This window comes from Isoptericola sp. 178, from assembly GCF_030586525.1.
GTDB classification, from domain to species: domain Bacteria; phylum Actinomycetota; class Actinomycetes; order Actinomycetales; family Cellulomonadaceae; genus Isoptericola; species Isoptericola sediminis.
The window spans coordinates 354,626-373,867 of the sequence record NZ_JAUQYN010000002.1 but is presented as its reverse complement, the minus strand read 5'-3'; the positions used below and the strand labels follow the sequence as shown (position 1 = coordinate 373,867).

Annotated in this window: 16 protein-coding genes; 8 read left to right on the top strand and 8 right to left on the bottom strand. The window is 75.0% G+C overall.

The annotated features are described in order from the left end of the window. Nucleotides 1-53: 53 nt before the first annotated feature. From Q6349_RS06270 to mtrA, 7 genes are all read right to left on the bottom strand, one after another. Nucleotides 54-1,637 (bottom strand): cation:proton antiporter family protein, encoded by a 1,584-nt coding sequence (locus tag Q6349_RS06270; protein WP_304603350.1) that lies wholly within the window; start codon nt 1,635-1,637, stop codon nt 54-56. Nucleotides 1,638-1,694: 57 nt separating this feature from the next. Next, on the bottom strand, nt 1,695-2,921 hold the full coding sequence (locus Q6349_RS06265) for a winged helix-turn-helix domain-containing protein (protein WP_304603349.1): 1,227 nt from the start codon (nt 2,919-2,921) through the stop codon (nt 1,695-1,697). A 240-nt stretch (nt 2,922-3,161) separates the two neighbouring features. Next, nucleotides 3,162-3,821: a ribosome hibernation-promoting factor, HPF/YfiA family gene (gene hpf / locus Q6349_RS06260; protein ID WP_171247416.1), complete on the bottom strand. Its 660-nt coding sequence runs from the start codon at nt 3,819-3,821 to the stop codon at nt 3,162-3,164. A gap of 182 nt (nt 3,822-4,003) precedes the next feature. After that, nucleotides 4,004-4,765, bottom strand: a complete 762-nt coding sequence (locus tag Q6349_RS06255; protein ID WP_304603348.1) for a ComF family protein — start codon at nt 4,763-4,765, stop codon at nt 4,004-4,006. Nucleotides 4,766-4,867: 102 nt separating this feature from the next. After that, nucleotides 4,868-5,905 carry an LpqB family beta-propeller domain-containing protein gene (locus Q6349_RS06250; RefSeq protein ID WP_304603347.1) on the bottom strand — a complete coding sequence of 346 codons (1,038 nt, stop codon included), beginning with the start codon at nt 5,903-5,905 and terminating at the stop codon, nt 4,868-4,870. 696 nt (nt 5,906-6,601) lie between these two features. Then, complete coding sequence (gene mtrB, locus Q6349_RS06245) at nt 6,602-8,329, bottom strand: MtrAB system histidine kinase MtrB (RefSeq protein WP_304603346.1); 1,728 nt, start codon at nt 8,327-8,329, stop codon at nt 6,602-6,604. 22 nt (nt 8,330-8,351) lie between these two features. Further along, on the bottom strand, nt 8,352-9,032 hold the full coding sequence (gene mtrA / locus Q6349_RS06240; protein WP_171247370.1) for an MtrAB system response regulator MtrA: 681 nt from the start codon (nt 9,030-9,032) through the stop codon (nt 8,352-8,354). A gap of 115 nt (nt 9,033-9,147) precedes the next feature. Here mtrA and Q6349_RS06235 point away from each other — a divergent pair, with 115 nt between their 5' ends. The 5 genes from Q6349_RS06235 (at nt 9,148) to Q6349_RS06215 (ending at nt 14,767) form a co-directional block, all read left to right on the top strand. Continuing rightward, nucleotides 9,148-10,329, top strand: coding sequence for a glycerophosphoryl diester phosphodiesterase membrane domain-containing protein (locus tag Q6349_RS06235; RefSeq protein ID WP_304603345.1), 1,182 nt, complete (start codon nt 9,148-9,150; stop codon nt 10,327-10,329). Nucleotides 10,330-10,358: 29 nt separating this feature from the next. Next, complete coding sequence (locus Q6349_RS06230; RefSeq protein WP_304603344.1) at nt 10,359-10,976, top strand: DUF4129 domain-containing protein; 618 nt, start codon at nt 10,359-10,361, stop codon at nt 10,974-10,976. 2 nt (nt 10,977-10,978) lie between these two features. After that, on the top strand, nt 10,979-12,214 hold the full coding sequence (locus Q6349_RS06225; protein ID WP_304603343.1) for a DUF4350 domain-containing protein: 1,236 nt from the start codon (nt 10,979-10,981) through the stop codon (nt 12,212-12,214). Nucleotides 12,215-12,366: 152 nt separating this feature from the next. Next, nucleotides 12,367-13,395: a MoxR family ATPase gene (locus Q6349_RS06220; protein ID WP_304603788.1), complete on the top strand. Its 1,029-nt coding sequence runs from the start codon at nt 12,367-12,369 to the stop codon at nt 13,393-13,395. Nucleotide 13,396: 1 nt separating this feature from the next. Then, a complete protein-coding gene (locus Q6349_RS06215; protein WP_304603342.1) occupies nt 13,397-14,767 on the top strand; it encodes a DUF58 domain-containing protein in 1,371 nt (456 codons plus the stop codon). 9 nt (nt 14,768-14,776) lie between these two features. Here the strand turns inward: Q6349_RS06215 and Q6349_RS06210 are convergent, their stop codons facing one another. After that, nucleotides 14,777-15,766, bottom strand: a complete 990-nt coding sequence (locus Q6349_RS06210; protein WP_304603341.1) for a stage II sporulation protein M — start codon at nt 15,764-15,766, stop codon at nt 14,777-14,779. 19 nt (nt 15,767-15,785) lie between these two features. On the opposite strand from Q6349_RS06210, the gene Q6349_RS06205 reads away from it, so the two are divergent. The 3 genes from Q6349_RS06205 (at nt 15,786) to Q6349_RS06195 (ending at nt 19,239) form a co-directional block, all read left to right on the top strand. Beyond that, nucleotides 15,786-16,649: an RDD family protein gene (locus Q6349_RS06205; RefSeq protein WP_304603340.1), complete on the top strand. Its 864-nt coding sequence runs from the start codon at nt 15,786-15,788 to the stop codon at nt 16,647-16,649. 95 nt (nt 16,650-16,744) lie between these two features. Continuing rightward, entirely contained in the window at nt 16,745-17,656 is a 912-nt protein-coding gene (locus Q6349_RS06200) for an ABC transporter ATP-binding protein (protein WP_304603339.1), read from the top strand. Then, complete coding sequence (locus Q6349_RS06195; RefSeq protein ID WP_304603338.1) at nt 17,653-19,239, top strand: ABC transporter permease; 1,587 nt, start codon at nt 17,653-17,655, stop codon at nt 19,237-19,239. The genes Q6349_RS06200 and Q6349_RS06195 overlap by 4 nt, the downstream gene beginning before the upstream one ends. Nucleotides 19,240-19,242: the final 3 nt, after the last annotated feature.

Genomic DNA, 19,242 nt, shown 5'->3' with positions numbered 1-19,242 from the left:
CCCGGTGGGCCGGGTTCGCGACCGACGAACGACCCGCCCCGGCGCGGGAGGCCTCAGCGTCCCGTCGAGAGCACCTCGGCCGCCCGGTCGGCGAGCTCGGCACCGGCGGCCCCGTAGATGTGGAACACCGCGTGCGCCCCGTGGCGCCGCAGCTCCGCGACGTCGTCGTCGTACCGGGCGATCGCGGCGACGTACCCCTCGAAACCGGCCTCCTGCAGCCGCGAGAGGGCGATGAGGTTGGCGTTGTGGAACGGCATGGCCAGCACGGCGAGGCGGACGTGCCCGGCCCGTTTGACGCGGGCCCAGAACTCGACGTCGGTGGCGTCGGCGCGGACCACCTCGAAACCGTCGCCCTGCAGCGCCGTGACGCGTTTGAGGTCGTGCTCGACCCCGACGACGCGCAGGCCGTACTCGTCCCGCAGGCGGGCGCAGGTGGTCGAGCCGACCCGGCCCAGTCCCATGACGAGGGCGTCGACGTCGCCGATGTCCACGACGCGGTCGTCCATGTGCAGCCGGGACGGGTCCTTCGGCGGCAGGAACCGGGTGAGCCAGGAGGCGATCTCCACGCCCCGGCGGTTCACCGCCGCGGAGAGCGCGAAGCTCGCGGCGACCGCCAACGAGATGACGACGAGCCAGTCGTCGTCGACCATGCCCACCTCGACGCCGACGGCGACCACGATGATGCCGAACTCGGAGTAGTTCCCGAGCACGAGGCCGGTCAGGAACGACGTGCGACGACGGAGCCGCGCCATCCACAGCAGCACGGCGTACCCGGCGGCCTGCAGCGGCAGCATCAGCAGCAGCAGGAGCGCCAGGCCGACGTGCTGCGGCTCCGGCGTCCCGTGCAGCCCGATCTCGAGGAAGAACGCGACGAGCATGACGTCCTTGAACGTCATCAGCGACCGTGACATCTCGCCGGCGCTCGGGTGGGAGGCGAGGAGCGCCCCCATCACCAGCGCGCCGACGTCCCCGGACAGCCCGAGGTGCTCGAAGAGGTAGAACCCCGGCCCCAGCGCCACCGCGACGCCGAAGATGGCCTGGAGCTCGCCGTGGCCGACACGCGACCACACCGCGTGCAGCACCCGGCGCCCGGGGATGAACAGCAGCAGGGCCACCGCCCACGGGCTGGGCGGGCGCCCCTCGGCGATGGCCAGGAACGTCACGGCGACGACGTCCTGGATGACCAGGATGCCCACGGCGATCCGTCCGTACAGGCTCGTCGCGTCCGACCGGTCCTCGAGCACCTTGACCACGAAGACCGTCGAGCTGAAGGACAGTGCGAGCCCGATGAGCGCGATCGTGCCGAACCCGTCGCCGGCGACGAGCGCCATCCCCGCCGCGGCGAGCACACCCAGGAACCCGATGCCGAGGGCCACCGAGAACACCATGTGGCTGACCGTGGTCAGCCAGATCTCCGGGCGGACCAGCGAGCGCACGTCCAGCTTCAGACCGATGGTGAACAGCAGCAACGCCACACCGACCTCGGCGATCGTGCCGAGACCGGGCAGCTCCGGGGCACCTGCCGCGCCGAGGGCGAAGCCGGCCGCGAGGAAGCCGACCAGGGGAGGCAGCCGCACGAGGGTGGCGACGACACCACCCACGAACGCCACGCCGAGGTAGAGAGCGAGCGTCTCCACGGGCACCTCCTCCCCTGTAGCCGCCGATCCTACGGTCCGTGGCGGCCCCGTGGGTCGTCAGTCCGGCGTCGCGCCCCGGATCGTCGCCCGCAGCGCGTCGGACAGGTCGCCGGGCGGCTCGACGACGACGTCGTCGAGACCCGACCACCCGGCGAGCGTCCACAGCTCGTCGGCGAGCCGGCCAGGGGTGTCGGCTCCCGTGCCGCCCGTGCGGTGGCTGGCCGCCACGCGCAGCACCCGCCCGCCCCGGTCGGCCTTGAGGTCCACCATCGCCGAGATCCGGTCTCCCTCGAGGAACGGCAGGACGTAGTAGCCCAGTCGTCGTCGGTGCGCCGGGGTGTAGATCTCGATCCGGTAGAAGACGTCGAAGAGGGACTGCAGGCGACGCCGCTCCCAGACCAGCGGGTCGAACGGGCTCAGCAGCGCCGCACCGTCGGCGCGGCGCGGGACGACGGCGTCACGGTGGCGGTAGGTGGGCTCGCTCCAACCCTGCACGTCGACGGGCACGAGGGTCCCGTCGTCGACCAGCTCCGTCAGCGCCCGGGCGGCGGCCGGTCCCCGCAGCCGGAAGTAGTCGCGGAAGCACCGGGCGGTGCCGACACCGTGCGCCCGCGCGCCCAGCTCCAGCAGGCGACGCACGGCGACGTCGTCGGGGACGGGCGGGGCGTTCCGCACCGCCGGCGGGAGCACCCGCTCGGCCAGGTCGTAGCAGCGTTCGAAGGACTCGGTGCGCCGGGCCGAGAGCACCTCACCGGTGAAGAACATGTACTCCAGGCAGCGCTTCGCCACGGACCAGTTCCAGCCCCAGTCCTCCCGGGGCCGGGACCCCGCCCGTCCGGCGGACTCGAGCTCGGCGTGGATCCGACCCGCGGTGACGGGCCCGAGCTGGGTGACGAGCGACCGCACCAGGTCGAGCTCGACCGGGTGGGCGTGCGCGGTCGCGGCGATGACGCCCCAGGCCTCCTGCTGCGCCGCCCGGCGCCGCCACGCCAGCAACGGATACGTGCCGACCGGGACGTACGACGCCTCGTGGGCCCAGGTCTCGACCAGCCGCCGCGGTGAGCGTCCGCTCGCCCGGTCGAGCAGGCCGGTGTCGTACGGCCCGAGCCGGGAGTACAGCGGCATCAGGTGTGCGCGGGCGAGCACGTTCACCGAGTCGATCTGGAGCAGGTTGAGCCGGTCGACGGTGGCGGTCAGCCGGCGCATGGTCACCGGCGCGTCCCGGCGCGGCCGGTCCAGCGCCTGGGCGCGCAACGCGACCCGGCGCGCCTGTGCGTTGGACATCGTCTCCACGGTCGTCATCCTGCCCGTCGACCCCGACAGGCACACGCCGCGCCGTGCCGACCCGCCAGGATCCATCCTGACCCGGGGGAATCCGTCCTGACTCGACCAGACCCGCGAGAAGCGGCGGTGACCCGCCGCGGAGCGTCCCGCGCCGCGGGACCCGTCGAGATGCGGGGACGCGACGGGGCCCCGGGCACGATCGTCCTCGTGCCCGGGGCCCCGTCGGTCCCGACCGGTACCTCAGGTGAGCTGGGTGACCGGTGCGGCCGCCGCGCAGGTGGTGTCCAGCTCGATCACGCCGTACGACCACCCCCGGCGCCGGTAGACCGCCGCGGGCCGCGCGGACTCCTTGTCGATGAAGAGGAAGAAGTCGTGGCCGACGAGCTCCATCCGCTCGACGGCGTCGTCCACCGTCATCGGCTCCCCGTGGTGCAGCTTCTGACGGATCACGACCGGCGAGTCGCCCAGCTGGTGCTCGACGGAGTCACCGGGCGTCTCCAGGACGGCGGGCTCGGGCTCGGAGCGCTCGGCCAGCACCTCGTCGACGGTGCTCGGGTCGGCGAACGGCCGCGCGTCCTCCGCGCCGCGGCGGCGGTGGTCCTTCTTGTGCCGGTCGCGAGAACGCCGCAGACGCTCACTGAGCTTCTCCATCGCGAGGTCCAGGGCGGCGAACCTGTCGTCCGCCGCCGCCTCCGCGCGGATGATGGGCCCCTTCGACCGCACCGTGAGCTCGACCCGTTCGCTGACGTCCGACAGCCGGGGGTTGTTCTCGTGCGTGACCTCGACGTCCACACGGCGCGTGTTCGGCGAGAGCTGGGTGACCTTGGTGAGCTTGTCCTGGACGTGCTCCCGGAACTTGTCCGTCACGTCCGTGTGCCTGCCGACGACGGCGATCTCCATCGTGTCGCTCCACTTCATCAGATGGCCGCCGCGCCTCGCACGGTCGGCCGGATCGGGCTGTCTGGGCACCGTTGCCGGTGCCGGGTGGGCACCACCTCCCGGGTGCCGGGCCGCTGCCCGGTCCGCTCGTGCGATGCGACGTCCGTCCCGCTGGTGCGGTGGGGCGTCGTCGGGTTCTCACATTAACCCCAAGGTGACCCGAGGGTGAACTGCTGGCGAGGATCCGTCGTCGCACGTCGGTCGGAGCTTCCGGGCGGCGGTGTCGCCGCCAGCACGAACGCGCCGACGACGGCCCGGCCGGCCCGCTCGAGAACCTCCTCGGCCGCGGCGAGCGTCGCGCCCGTGGTGAGCACGTCGTCCACGAGGACGCACCGCCGGATCGCTCGTGAGGGCCGCTCGCGCAGCACCAGGGCGGACGCGAGGTTCCGCCCGCGCTCCCGCGCGCCGAGTCCGACCTGGTCGCGGGACGGGCGGCGACGCAGCGCGGCGACCGGCACCGCACGCACACCGCCGACGGTCAGCCCCCGGGCGACCGCCGCGGCGAGGGACCGCACCGGTTCCCGTCCCCGACGCCACCGAGCCCCTGGCGACGAGGGCACCGGCACCACGGCGAGGGGAGCACCCGTGGCGACGGCGTCGAGCCGCGGGGCGGTGCGCGCGGCCGCCCGCGTCAGGGCCGGCCGGAACAGCCCGTCGAGATCGGCCCGGCCGTGGTCCTTCCACGCCACCACGATCGCCCGGACGTCGTCGGTGCCGTCCGCGAGCGCCCAGACCGGCAGCGGAGCGCGGCCGTCACACCGGTCGAGCCGGGGAGCTCCGCCCTCGGCGCGCCACGGAGCGCCCCCCACGGCCGTGCGGGCGCACGGGTCGCACCAGCGCACGTCCTGTCTGCCGCAGCCGGGGCAGGCCACGGGGACGACCAGGCGGGCGAGGGCGGTGAGCACCCGGCCGACGATGCCACCCACGACGGCCCCGCCAGGCGGCGTCGGGGCGCGCAGCGGCGCCCCCGCGGACTCCCGGCTCCTGGGGGTGACCGGAGGGCGGCCTCAGCCCGGGTACGCGACCGCGACCACGTCGCCGGACACCGAGGGCCACAGCGCCGAGCTCTGACGCGTCTGCAGCACACCGCCGGTATCGAGGACCAGCATCGGGCTGGCCCCGACCGCGGAGGCCACGTGGACGGGTTCGCCCGGGGTCACCAGCTCGCGTGCCCCGGCGTCGGCGGTGCCCGCGAGTCCCCCGATGCCGGCGAGCGAGAGCACCTGGCTCCCGTCCGGGGCACGTCCGAGCAGCACGACGGTGGTCTCGTCGGACCAGTCCGCCGCGGAGACCGAGGGCACGGGTGCGCCGATCCGCCACGGCGTGGACAGCCCCGTCGGGACGTCCTCGGCGTCGCGCTGGATCGCCGCGGCCCACACCTCCCGGCCCTCCGGCCCCTGGACGACCAGCACGACACGTGCGCCCTCGGGCGAGACCCGCACGGAGCGCACCCGGCGGTCCACCAGCCACTCGACGTCCAGGCGGGATGAGGCACCGGCCTCCCGCACCACCCACAGCTCGCCGTCGACGGCCGTCCACACGGTCCCGAAACGGTCGACGGACGGTGGCAGGACGCCCTCGCCGCGCAGCAGCTGGACGGGCTCGGCGTCGGCGGCCACCCGCAGGAGACGGTCGTCGCCGTCCCGCACGACGACGGGGAGGTCCCCTGGGCCCGCGCCGACCGCCGTCAGGTCGAGGCCGGCGGTGACCGGCGGCTCGGTGAGCTCGACCAGCTCGGTGCCGGACACCCTGCGCAGCTGTGGTCCCTCGTCGCCCCGGTCGACGACGGCGAGGGCGTCGCCGATCGTGACGGGCCGGGACGGGGCGTCGCTCGCCTGGACGGCGAGCGGGTTGTTGCCGTCCGAGAGCTCGACGCTGCGCCCGTCGCCCTCCCGCAGGGTCTCCTCCAGCTGGGCCACGAGCAACGACCGGTCCTCGGCGGGCGCGGCGGAGATCGCCGAGGTGACCGACACGTCGATGACGCCCCGGTCGTCGACGCTCACCGAGTCGATCGCCAGCGTCGTGCCCTCCGGCACCACGGACACCACGGACTGCTGCAGCGGTTCGGGAGGACCGGCGAGGATCTCCTGGGTCGCGGCCGTGCGCCAGGACTGCTCGGGGGTACCAGCGCACGTCCGGCACCCACCAGCGGCGGTCCGGCGTCGGGTAGTACAGGGTCGTGCGGTGGAACGCCTCCGCGAGGAAGTTGGCCAGCACCAGCAGGCCGTCCTCGAGCCCGGTGATGCGCCACTCGCCGTCGGTGCCGCGGGACAGGTCGTAGGAGAGGTCGACAGCGCTCGGTTCGGGCAGCTCGGTGTACGCGCCGGTCTCGTCGATGCTGGCGGCGACCAGCGCCTCGCCGTGGACCGAGGTCGTCGCCGAGGCGTCGTCGTACTCCTCGACGGTCCAGTCGGGGTACTCCGTGAGCACCAGCACCGGTGCGCTGTGGTTCCACTGCGACCAGGCGACGGGCGTCAGGTACTCCCGCGCGACGGCGAACGTGTTGGCCGAGGCCGGGCCGAACTGCGCCACGGAGACGAAGTCCTGGACGATCTGCTGCGGGTCCGCGCCCGGTGACGGCCCCTGCACGTTGAAACCGACGTCGACCGGGGTGTCGACCCGGACCTCGCCCTGCATGACGTCGCCCGAGGTCGGCATCGACGCGCAGCCGACGAGGGCGAGCGCCGTCGCGACGAGGCCCGCCAGCGCGGCCGCGGCCCTTCGTGGTGTCCGGTGCACGGTCATGGGGTCTCCTCGTGGCTCGCCGAGAGGTCGGGGATCGCCGTCGGCGTCGGTCCGGTCGGCGGGTTGACCACCGGGACCTGCCCCGTCTCCAGCGGCCGCTCGCCCGAGCGGTCGGGTCCCTCGAGGGGCAGCGGCGACCCGGTCAGCCGGATGCCGGCCCGGCGCGGCAGCGTGAGGCGGAAGCTGGCCCCCGCGCCGGGGCTGCCCCAGGCCTGCAACCGGCCGGCGTGCAGCCGGGCGTCCTCCTGCGAGATGGCCAGGCCCAGCCCCGTCCCGCCCGTGGTGCGCGCGCGGGCGGGGTCCGCGCGCCAGAACCGGTCGAAGACCCGGTTGAGCTCGTCGGGGGTCAGTCCGATCCCGTGGTCGCGGACCACCACGGCGACCGCCTCGTCGTCGCCGCCCACCGTGACCTCGACGGGGTTGCCCTCGGCGTGCTCGACGGCGTTCACCACCAGGTTGCGCAGGATGCGCTCGACGCGGCGCGGGTCGATGTCGGCGCGGACCGGCTCCCCCGGCATGTCCACCGACAGGAACACACCCTTGCTCTCGGCCAGCGGGGCCGCGGTGTCGACGACGGCGGTCACGACGTCGCGCAGGTCCCGGTGCTCGACGTCCAGCACCGCCGCGCCGGCGTCGAACCGGCTGATCTCCAGCAGGTCGGTGAGGAGCTCCTCGAACCGGTCGAGCTGGGTCTGGAGCAGCTCCGCCGACCGCCGGGCGGCCGGGCCCAGGTCGTCGCGGGCGGCGTAGATGACCTCACCGGCCATCCGCACGGTGGTCAGCGGGGTCCGCAGCTCGTGCGAGACGTCGGAGACGAACCGGCGCTGGGAGGTCGACAGCTCCTCCATGCGCGCGATCTGGTCCTCGAGGCTGGCGGCCATCTCGTTGAAGGTCCGCGCCAGGGTGGCCATCTCGTCCTGCCCGCGGGAACCGGGCATGCGCACGTCCAGGTGTCCCTCCCCGAGCCGCGACGCGGCGGTCGCCGCGCGGCGCACCGGCGCCACGGTCTGGCGGGTCACGGTCCAGGTGAGCAGCCCGATCATCGCGATGATGACCGCCGCCCCGATCGCGAGGGTGCGCTGCACGAATCGCAGGGTCTCCTGCTGGGAGGCGAGCGAGTACAGCGCGTACAGCTCGTAGGTCCCCGCAGAGGCCAGCTCGACCGTGGTGCCGAACACGACACCCGGCTCGTCGGCCCCGGACTCGCTGTACGCGGCCGGGATGAGCACCGACTGCAGCACGGGACCGTCGGTCGTGAGCGTGGCCTCGCGCAGCGCGGGGCTGACGACGTCCCGCACGGAGAGGTCCTGCCGGGACGACGGGTCGACGAGCGGCAGGCTCTGGTCCGGCGCCTGGCGCAGGAAGTAGTCCTGCGCGCTCGAGCCGATCGCGCTGAGGCCGAGGATCACGTCGCGCAGCAAGGACTGCTGCTCCCCGATCGTCGTGGCCGTCGACGCGCTGAACCGCGACTGGGTCTCCTGGACCAGCGCGGCGTTCTCCGCCTCGATCTGCTCGATGCGCTGCTCGAACAGCCCGTCCCGGATGGAGTCCGACAGGAACAGCCCCAGGACCACGACCACCAGCACGCCGAGGGCGAGCGCGGTGGTGACCACGCGGACCTGCATCGAGGAGCGCCAGCGCTGCACGAGCGAGCGCACCCCGGCCACGAACGGGTTCTGCGGATCGCCGGAGGGGGCCTCCGCCGCGGTGACGTCGTCGGGCACGGCCGAGCGACCCGCCGGCTGTTCAGCGGGCGGCACCGGCCTTGTAGCCCACGCCCCGGACCGTCTGGACGACCTCGGGGTTCTCGGGGTCCTTCTCGATCTTCGACCGCAGCCGCTGGACGTGGACGTTCACCAGGCGGGTGTCGGCGCTGTGGCGGTAGCCCCAGACCTTCTCCAGGAGCACCTCACGGGTGAAGACCTGCCACGGCTTGCGGGCCAGCTCCACGAGCAGGTCGAACTCCAGCGGCGTCAGGCTGATGCGCTCGCCGTCCCGGGTCACCGCGTGCCCGGTGACGTCGATCTCGACGTCACCGATCTTCAGCCGCTCGGGACCCGGCTCGTCGGAGCGGCGCAGCCGGGCCCGGACCCGCGCGACGAGCTCCTTGGGCTTGAACGGCTTGGTCACGTAGTCGTCGGCGCCGGACTCCAGGCCGAGCACCACGTCGACCGTGTCCGTCTTGGCCGTCAGCATGATGATGGGCACGCCCGACTCGCCGCGGATCTCCCGGGCGATCTCGATGCCGTCCTTGCCGGGGAGCATCAGGTCGAGCAGGACCAGGTCGGGTTGCATGGACCGGAACTGGCCGATGGCCTCGTCACCGTCGGCGCAGAAGCTCGTCTCGAACCCCTCCGACTCCAGGACGATGCCGATCATCTCGGACAGCGCGGTGTCGTCGTCGACCACCAGGACACGGGACCTCATGGCGACAGTCTGCCAGGTGGCGCGGACAGGCACGTCGGGGCGCGCCCGTGGAACCCTGGAGGCTATAGGGTCGGTGGCGGTCCCGCACCGCCCGTGTCTCGTCCGAGGAGTCCACATGAGCTCGCCCGACCAGCCGACCCCGCCCTCGGGCTGGGGCGAGGCGCCGCGCCCGCCCGCGTACGGGCAGTACGGCCCGGGCCAGTACGGCGGCGGGTCCGGTCAGTACGGCAGCGGGACGCAGGCCACGCCGCCCTCGCCCTACGGTCCGGCGGCGAGCAAGCCGGGCGTGGTGCCGCTGCGCCCGCTGTCGCTCGGGGAGATCTTCGACGGGTCGTTCTCCTCGGTCCGGCACAACCCGGCCGTCATGCTCGGGCTGGTCAGCCTCGTCGTCGTCATCGCCACGGCGGTCGGCACGATCCTCGCCCAGGTCGCCGTCCCCTGGCTGACCGGCCAGATCGGCGCGCTGCCGGCCGAGGACCCGGAGCTCGGGATGCTGTTCCCCGACGCCGGTTCCCTGGCCCAGGTGATCGCGATCTCCGTCGGCATGTCGCTCACGCTCGTCGTGGCGCAGCCGATCGCCGAGGGCGTCGTGACCGTGTCCGTGAGCCAGTCGGTGATCGGCCGCAAGCTGTCGGTCGGGGAGGTCTGGACGCGGGTACGGCCCCGCCTCGGCGTCCTCATCGGCTGGATGGTGCTGCGCACGATCGGTCTCTTCGTCGGGTACGTCGCCGTCGTGGTGGTCGGCGTCCTCGTCGTGGTCGGCACGAACGCCGCCACCGGGTCGACGGGCGCCACGGTGCTCGTCGGCCTCGCCTGCCTCGCCGCGGTCGTCGCCGGGGCGCTGTGGCTGTGGGTCCGGCTGCTGCTGGTCGCCCCGGCCCTCGTCCTCGAGGGGCGGGGCCTGGGCCGCACGCTGGCCCGTGCCTGGCGACTCACGCGCGGCAGCTACTGGCGCATCCTCGGCACCATCCTGCTGGCCAGCATCATCGCCTTCCTGGCCGGTCAGGTCGTCGGTGTCCCGCTCGCCTTCGCCGGCCAGTCGATCGACGGCCCCCTCGTCTTCGGGTGGGGCTACCTCCTGGCCACGGTCCTCGCCTCGGTCCTGTCGACCCTCATCTACCTGATCTTCGTCTCCGGCGTGGTGGCACTGGTCTACACCGACGTGCGGATGCGCCGCGAGGGTCTCGACGTCCGCCTCGCGCAGGCGGCTGAACGCGCCGCGGCACCGGAGGGGACGGGCCCCGGCGGCCCGACGGCACCGGGCACCCCGCCTCCGGGGCCCGCCGGCCAGTGGTGACCGGCCACACCGCGGCGGTCCTTGCCGAGGTGCCCGTCGACCCCGACCGGGAGACGGCGCGTCGCTGGCTGGTCGAGGAGCTCGCGCGGCCCGAGTACGCGCAGGACCAGTCGTGGCTGATGCGCCTGCTGGAGTGGTTCCTCGGGCTGTTCGACGGCGTCGGTGCCGTCGACGCCGACCCCCTGGTGCTCGCCGCCGTGATCGTCGCCGTCGCCGGCGTGGTCGTGGGGGTCGCGTGGTGGGTCGCCGGCCCCGCCCGGCTCCGTCGCCGCTCCGCGGCCCGCTCGGTCGTCGTGCACGACGACGACACCCGCACCGCGGCCGAGATGCGCCGGGCGGCCGACGACGCAGCCGCCCGGAAGGACTGGGACACCGCCGTCCTGGAGCGTTTCCGCGCCGTCGTGCGCGTCCTCGAGGAGCGCGCCGTGCTGGACGAGCGCGCCGGCCGGACCGCCCAGGAAGCCGCACGGGACGCCGGCGACCGCGTGCCGGACCTCGCCGACCCGCTGGGCGCCGCCGCCCGGCTGTTCGACGCCGTCTGCTACGGCCACCGGCCGGCGGGCCGCGCCGACGACGACCGGCTGCGCACCCTGGACGAGCGGGCGTCCACCGCACGCCCCGCCCCGACGACGGCCGGTGCCTCGTGACCGTGCCCGCGACCGAGACCACCGGGACCTGGACGTCCACCGCCACCGGGGACGGCAGCACGCTCGGCTCCCGCACCCGGCGACGATGGCGCCGGGTCCGCTGGACGCTGCTGGTGCTGCTGAGCCTCGCGGCTCTCGTGGCCGTGCTGGCCCTGCTGCGCCCACCCACCTCGACCACGCCCTACGACGTCGAGAACACCCGGGACGACGGCTCCCGGGCGCTGGCCCAGGTGCTGCAGCAGCAGGGCGTCTCCGTCGTCCAGGTCGACCGTGTCGACGACGCGGTGGCCGCGGCCGGTCCGGGCACCACCGTGCTCGTCCCGCCGTCGCCCTTCCTGCGTCCCGAACAGGCGGAGCTGCTGGCCACGGCCGCCGGCGACGTCGTCGTCGCGGAGGCGGGGCGTGCCCTGCTGGAGGCCGTGTCCGGCGGGACCATCGCCCTGGACGAGCAGGCGTCGGCTCCCGAGGCGCCCCGACCCGCCGAGTGCGACGCACCGGCCGCCGTCGCCGCGGGGCCGTCCCGGCTGGCACCGGGACTCCTCGTCGCCGGCGACCTGGTGGCGGGCTGCTGGCCCGTCCCCGACGGACGCCAGGTGGCCCTGGCCACCACGGTCCGGGACGGCCGGTCGGTCACCGCCGTCGCCGACGCCGCCTTCCTGCGCAACGGCGACGTCCTGACCGACGGGAACGCCGCGCTCGCCCTGCACCTGCTCGGTGCCCAGGAGCGACTGGTCTGGCTGGTCCAACACCCCGCGGACGACAGCGCGCTCGGGGGCACGTCGCCGAGCGGCCCCGGCGCGCCCGGCGAGGGTGCCGGGCTGCTGGACCTCGTGCCGCCGTGGTTCGCGGCCGTGGCGTGGTGGGCCCTGCTGGTGGCGGCCGTCGCCGCGGTCTGGCGCGCGCGTCGCCTCGGCCCGCTGCTCGTCGAGGACCTGCCGGTCGTGGTGCCGGCCGCGGAGGCGACCCGTGGACGCGGGCGGCTCTACCGGCGGGCCCGGTCCCGCGGGCACGCGGCGGCGGCCCTGCGCGCGGCCACCGCCGACCGGATCGCTCGCCGCCTCGGGTTGCCCCGGTCCGCCGGGGGCGACACCGTGGTCGCCGCCGTGGAGCGTGCCACGGGCCGCGACCCGCACGACGTCTCCGCCCTGCTGTACGGATCACCCCCGGCCGACGACGTGGCGCTCACCGAGCTCGCCCGCCGGCTCGACACCCTGGAGAGCGAGGTTCACCGACCGTGACCCACCCCGACGAGAACCTGTCCGCCGGCACCCCGCGGGAGCACCCGGTCGAGACCGCCGAGCCGAGCCCGGACACCACCGGCACGGAGTCCCCGGCCCCCGGCACGGACTCCGACACCCTCGCGCCGGGCGCCGACCCCGGCGGCCGCGAGGTGACGTCCCCCGACGGGCCCGACGACGCCCCCACCCCGGACCGGGCCCCGGCCAGCGGCCCCGAGACCCCGGAGCCGTCGCTCGAGCTGCGCCGCGCCCTGGCGGCCGTGCGGACCGAGGTCGGCCGCGGCGTCGTCGGCCAGGACTCGGCGGTGACGAGCCTGCTGATCGCCCTGCTGTGCTCGGGCCACGTGCTGCTCGAGGGGGTGCCCGGGGTCGCCAAGACGCTGCTCGTGCGGTCGCTGGCCGCGGCGCTCGACCTGGACTCCAAGCGGGTCCAGTTCACCCCCGACCTCATGCCCGGCGACGTCACCGGATCGCTGGTGTACGACGCCCGCACCGCCGAGTTCTCGTTCCGCGAGGGGCCGGTGTTCACCAACCTGCTGCTCGCCGACGAGATCAACCGCACCCCGCCGAAGACCCAGGCCTCCCTGCTCGAGGCCATGGAGGAGCGGCAGGTCTCCGTCGACGGCACTCCGCGGCACCTGCCGGAGCCGTTCGTCGTCGTGGCCACGCAGAACCCCGTCGAGCACGAGGGCACGTACCCGCTGCCCGAGGCACAGCTCGACCGGTTCCTGCTGAAGGTGCTGCTCCCCCTGCCGGAGCGGGACAGCGAGATCGAGGTCCTGGCGCGGCATGCCGCCGGGTTCGACCCGCGCGACCTGGCCGCCGCGGGCGTGCACGCCGTGGCCGGCCCGGAGACCCTCGCCGCGGCGCGCGCGGAGGTCCGCCAGGTCGAGGTCGCCCCCGAGGTGCTCGGCTACGCCGTCGACGTGTGCCGCGCCACCCGGCAGTCGCCGTCCCTGCAGCTCGGGGTCTCCCCCCGCGGTGCGACCGCCCTGCTCGCCGCCTCCCGCGCCTGGGCCTGGCTGTCGGGCCGGATGTACGTCACGCCCGACGACGTCAAGGCCCTGGCCTTCCCGACGCTGCGGCACCGGGTCCAGCTGCGTCCCGAGGCCGAGCTGGAGGGTGTGACCGCCGAGTCCGTGCTCGGCACCGTGCTCGCCGCCGTCCCGGTCCCGCGCTGACATGGTGCTCACCTGGCGCGCCGTGGTGCTGGCGGCGGTGGGCGCCGTCCCGGTCGCGCTGTGGCCGGTGCCGGGGGTGGTGCTGGTCTGGCTGCTGGTCGTGGCCGCCGTGTGCGCTCTCGACGTCGCGCTGGCCGCCTCGCCCCGGCAGGTCACCGTGCAGCGCACGGTCCCGACGTCGGTCCGGCTGGGCACGCCGGTGGACTCACGCCTGGTGGTGACGAACGCCGCCGGGCGGCGGCTGCGCGCCGTCGTCCGCGACGCCTGGCCGCCCTCGCTGGCCGCGCGGGACGACAGCGGTTCGCGACAGACCCACACGGACCCGTCCCGGCCGGTCCGTGACGCCCGGCACCCGGTCGACCTCGCTCCCGGCGACTCCGTGCGGCTGCGCACGCCGCTGCTGCCCACGCGCCGCGGCGACCGGCACGCCGGACCGGTCACGGTCCGCACGCTCGGGCCGCTCCGGGTCGCCGGCCGACAGGCTGCGATCCCCGTGGGCGGCCGCGTGCGGGTGCTGCCGGAGTTCACCTCCCGCCGGCACCTGCCGAGCCGTCTGGCCCGGCTGCGGGAGATGGACGGTCGCGCCGCCGTCCAGGTGCGCGGCGAGGGCACGGAGTTCGACTCGCTGCGCGAGTACGTGGTCGGTGACGACGTCCGGTCCATCGACTGGCGCGCCACCGCGCGGGGCGGCGACGTGGTGGTGCGCACCTGGCGTCCGGAGCGGGACCGCCGTGTCGTCGTGGTGCTGGACACCGGCCGGACCTCGGCGGCGCGGATCGGCACCGTCGACGACGGGTCCGTGAACGTCGGCGGCACCCGCCTCGAGGCGAGCGTGGAGGCGGCCCTGCTGCTGGGCGCGCTGGCCGACCGGGCCGGCGACCGCGTCCAGGTGCTCGCCTACGACCGCACCGTGCGCGCCCGGGTCGCCGGGGCCTCGGGGCCGCGGCTGCTGCCCGCGATGGCCGACGCGCTGGCCGCCGTCGAGCCGGTCCTGCTCGAGACGGACTGGACCGGGCTGGTGGGCCAGGTCCGGGCTCGGGTGAGCCAGCGCTCGCTCGTGGTGCTGCTCACCTCGCTGGACCCCGCGGCGGTGGAGACCGGCCTGCTGCCCGTCGTGGACCGGCTCACCGGGACCCACCAGGTCGTGGTGGCGGCCGTCGCCGACGCCGACGTCACGACGCTGGCGGCCGGCCGGGACACCGTCGAGGAGGTGTACGACGCGGCTGCGGCCTCCCGGGGGGACCTGGACCGGTCCGCGGTGGCGGCGGTGCTGCGGCAGCACGGCGCCGAGGTGCTCGAGGCCCTGCCGGACCAGCTGGCGCCGCGCCTGGCCGACACCTACCTCGCGCTCAAGGCCGCCGGGCGGCTCTGAGCCGCCGGGTCAGCCGGCGGTGGGCAGCACCGCGCCGGCGCGGTCGGCGTCGAGGTCGCCCGTCTCCCCCGCGGCCACGGCGCGGCGCCCCAGGACGAGGAAGTACGCGAGGAAGGTCGCGAGCGCGAGCGCTCCGATCGTGATCTTCAGCCACCACGGCAGCGCGGAACCCGTCACGAAGCCCTCGACCAGTCCGGACAGGCCGAGCGCGGCGGCAAGGCCGACGACCACGGTGATCATCGAGCGCCCCTCGGCGGCGAGCGCCACGACCCGCCGCCGCGGGCCGGGGTCGACCCAGGTCCAGAACAGCTTGAGCCCGGCGGCACCGGCCACGAAGATGCTGGTCAGCTCGAGCAGGCCGTGCGGGGCGATGAGCTGCAGGAACAGCGGCAGCTCGCCGTGGGCGGCCATCATGCCGCCGGTGGCCCCGATCTGGACCGCGTTGTTGCCCAGCACGAACACCGGGAACACCCCGGTGATGCCGGTCGCGATCGTCTGGGCGGCGATCCAGGCGTTGTTGGTCCACACCATCGCCGCGAAGGAGAGCTGGGGGTCGTAGTAGGACGCGAACGCCTCGTCGACGTACTGCTGACGCTGGGAGGGCGTGCCCATCGCCGCGAGAGCGTCGGGGTCGACGGCGACCCAGACCCCGGCGGTGACGGCCACGGCGAGGAAGGCGACGGTGACGGCGAGGATCCACCACCGGATCCGGTAGAGCGCGGCCGGGACCGACACGACGGCGAACCGGACGACGTCCGACCAGGCCGGCTCGTGCGAGCCGGCGATCTTGGTGCGGGCCCGGGTGAGCAGCTCCGACAGCCGGGTGACGGTCGCGGGGTCCGGTGCCGCCGACCGCACCGTGGACAGATGGGTGGCGACGGCCTGGTAGAGGCGGACGATCTCGTCCGCCTCGGCACCGTCGAGCCGCCGGCGCTTCGACAGCTCCGCCAGGCGGTCCCACTCCGGGCGGTGCACGGCGGTGAAGGCGTCCAGGTCCACGGCCGATACCCTGCCACATGTGGCGACGCACCGAGCGGACGGAAGCACCGTGACCGACGGCATCCTCATCGGCGAGGGCGTGCTGCTCGACGCCCGGCCGGCCTCGTTCGCCTCCCGGTCGGCGGGGGCGCTCGTCGACGTGGCGGTGACGATCGGCGGGCTCGTGCTGGCGGTCTGGGTCGTCACGGGGATCCTCGTCTGGCAGTCCGACGTCGCGGCGGCGTCGCAGTGGGGACGGGCAGCCGTGATCGCGATCGTCGTGCTGCTGCTCGTCGTGCTGCCGACCACCGTGGAGACGCTCACGCGCGGACGGTCGCTGGGCAAGCTCGCCGCAGGGCTGCGCGTGGTGCGTGACGACGGCGGTCCGGTCCGGGTGCGACACGCGCTGGTGCGGTCCCTGGTGGGGGTCTTCGAGATCTGGCTGACGGCCGGCTCGGTCGCGGTGATCACGTCGCTGGCGAACCCCCGCGGCAAGCGGCTCGGCGACCTCCTGGCCGGCACCTACGCCGTCCGGGTCCGCGGTGCGCGCAGCTGGGAGCAGCCGCTGGTCATGTCTCCCGCCCTGGCCACCTGGGCCCGCACGGCCGACATCCGCCGCCTGCCCGACGGCCTGGCGCTGCGCGCCCGGCAGGTGCTCGACCGCGCGCCCCGGCTGGCCCCGGCGTCGCGCGCGCGGCTGACCGACGAGCTGGCCGCCCAGATGGAGGCCTACGTGGCCCCGGGGCCGCCGTCCGGCACCCCGGCCGAGTCGTTCCTGCACGCGGTCCTCCACGAGCGCCGCGACCGGGAGCTGGCACGGGGCCGCCAGGAGCAGGAACGGGCGACGGCGCAGGCGGCGTCCCTGCACCGGCTGCCCTACGGCGTCCCCGACCCCCGGAACTGACCCGGCCCGGCACCCGCCTCCGACCTGGGCGAGCGCGCCGCGCCGGGAGTACCGTCGCTGACAAGCGAGCAGTGACCGACAGGCGAGGAGCAGGCGTGTCCGACCCCGTGCTCGACATCTCCGGGCTCGTCAAGACGTTCGGCTCGTTCCGCGCGCTCGACGGGCTGGACCTCCGCCTCGACGCCGGGGAGGTGCGCGGGTTCCTCGGGCCCAACGGCGCCGGGAAGACCACGACCCTCCGTGTCGTGCTCGGCATGATCCGCGCCTCGGGAGGGCAGGTGCGGCTCTTCGGCCAGGACCCGTGGCGCCACGCGGTACGCCTGCACCGGCGGCTCACCTACGTGCCGGGTGACGTCGCCCTGTGGCCCGGGCTGACCGGCGGGCAGTGCATCGACGTGCTCGGCGCGTCCGGGCCGCCGCTGGACCCGGCGCGGCGTGCCGAGCTCGTCGAACGGTTCGACCTCGACCCCACCAAGCGGGTACGCGACTACTCCCGCGGGAACCGGCAGAAGGTCGCCCTCGTCGCCGCCCTCTCCGCACGGGCCGACCTCTTCGTGCTCGACGAGCCCACGGCCGGCCTGGACCCGTTGATGGACGAGGTCTTCCGCGAGTGCGTCACCGAACGGGTGTCCGACGGCGCCGCGGTGCTGCTGAGCAGCCACATCCTGTCCGAGGTCGAGGCCCTGTGCTCGACGGTGACGATCATCCGGCGCGGCCGGACCGTCAAGGCCGGGTCCGTCGCCGAGCTGCGGGGGCTCGCCCGCACCACGGTGCGCGCGGTCGTCCCGGGAACCCCGCCCGACCTCGAACGCTTCGACCTGCACGACCTCAAGGTCGCCCCCGTGTCCGACGGCGGGGCGGGTCGTGAGATCACCTTCACGGTGGAGCCCGACCAGCTGGACCGCGTGCTGCGCCCGCTCGTCGACGGGGGGCTCCGGGGGCTCACGGTCCGTCCGCCCAGCCTGGACGAGCTGTTCCTGTCCGAGTACGACGAGGCCCCGGCATGACGTCACGCACCGGCCAGGGCCTGGGCACGGTGCTGCGGCTCCAGCTGCGCACCGGCTGGAAGGCTCTGCTGGGCTGGGTCGGCGGCCTCGTCGGCACCTACGTCGCGACGATCGCCGCCATCGAGACCAGCTACGGGACCCCGGAACAGCTCGCGACCTACGACGCCACCGTGGGCTCGGACCCCACGATGGCGGCGATCAACGGCACGCCGTACGGCGCAGACACCCTCGGCGGCGTGGCCGCCAACGAGTTCGCGTTCATCGCCGGCATCGCCGTGCCGCTGATGGGCCTGCTGCTCGTCGCCCGCTCGACGCGGGCCGCCGAGGAGGACGGGCTGCTCGAGCTGCTGCGGTCGCGGGCGATCGGCTCCCGGGCACCCTGGGTGGCGGCGATGGTCGTCACGACGACGGCGCTGGTGCTGGTGGGCCTCAGCCTGGTCGCCGCGCTCCTGGCCTACGACGTCGACCTCGCCGCCGCGGCCCTCTACGGAGCCTCCGTCACCGCCCTGGGGCTCGTCTTCGCCGGGGTCGCGATGCTCGCCGGCCAGCTCCTGCGTCGGTCCGCCGGCGTCGTCGCCGTCGGTGTCGCCACGCTGCTCGTCGCCTTCGTCCTCCGTGCGGTCGGCGACGTCGAGGACAACGGCTGGAAGTGGCTGTCCCCGCTCGCCTGGCAGCAGGAGACCCGGCCCTTCACCGACGACCCGCGGGTCTGGCCCCTGCTCCTCGAGCTCGGCACCGCTGCGGTGCTGGTCGCGGCCGGGCTGGTGCTGGTCGGCCGCCGCGACCTCGGCAGCGCGGTCGTGCCCAGCCGTCCCGGCCCGGCGTCCGCCCGGTGGTTCCTGACGTCCGGGCCCGGCCTGGCGCTCCGCCAGCACGGCGCCGCGCTGCTCGCCTGGACGGCGGGCTCCGTCCTCGTCGGCGCACTGCTGGGCGTCTTCACCGACGACATCGCCGACATCGTCGCGGCCAACCCGGACCTGACGGTCACGGTGTGGCCGGGCGCCGCCGCCGACCCGACGAGCTGGTACGTGTCGTTCACGCTGGTGATGGTCATGCTCATGGCGTTCGGGGCGTCCGCGCAGGTCCTGGCTCGGACGCGGCGGGAGGAGACCCGCGGCCGGCTGGAGGCACTCCTGGCCCTGGCGGTGCGCCGCACCACCTGGCTCGGCACGCACGCCGCCGTCGCCGTGCTCGGCGGTGCCCTCGTCGCGCTGGCGGGCGGGGCCGCCCTGGCGGTGAGCACGGCACGAGCGACCGGTGACGACGCCGGCACCCTGGTCGCGACGGTCCAGTTCCTGCCGGCGGTGGTCGCCGTCGCCGCGCTGGGGGTGGCCTTGTTCGGCCTGGTCCCCCGGGCCCTGGCGCTGGTGTGGGTCGCGATCGCCTACGTCGCGGTCGTCGAGACGCTCGGCGAGACCCTGAGCATGCCGGACGCGGCGCTGCAGGTGTCCCCCCTGCACGCCATCGGGGCTCTGCCGGCCGAGGACCCGTCGGGCGGCGCGGTGGCGGTCGTCGGGGCCGTCGCGGTGGCGCTGCTCGGCGCCGGCCTGGCCGGCTTCCGCCACCGCGACGTGCCCCGCTGAGGC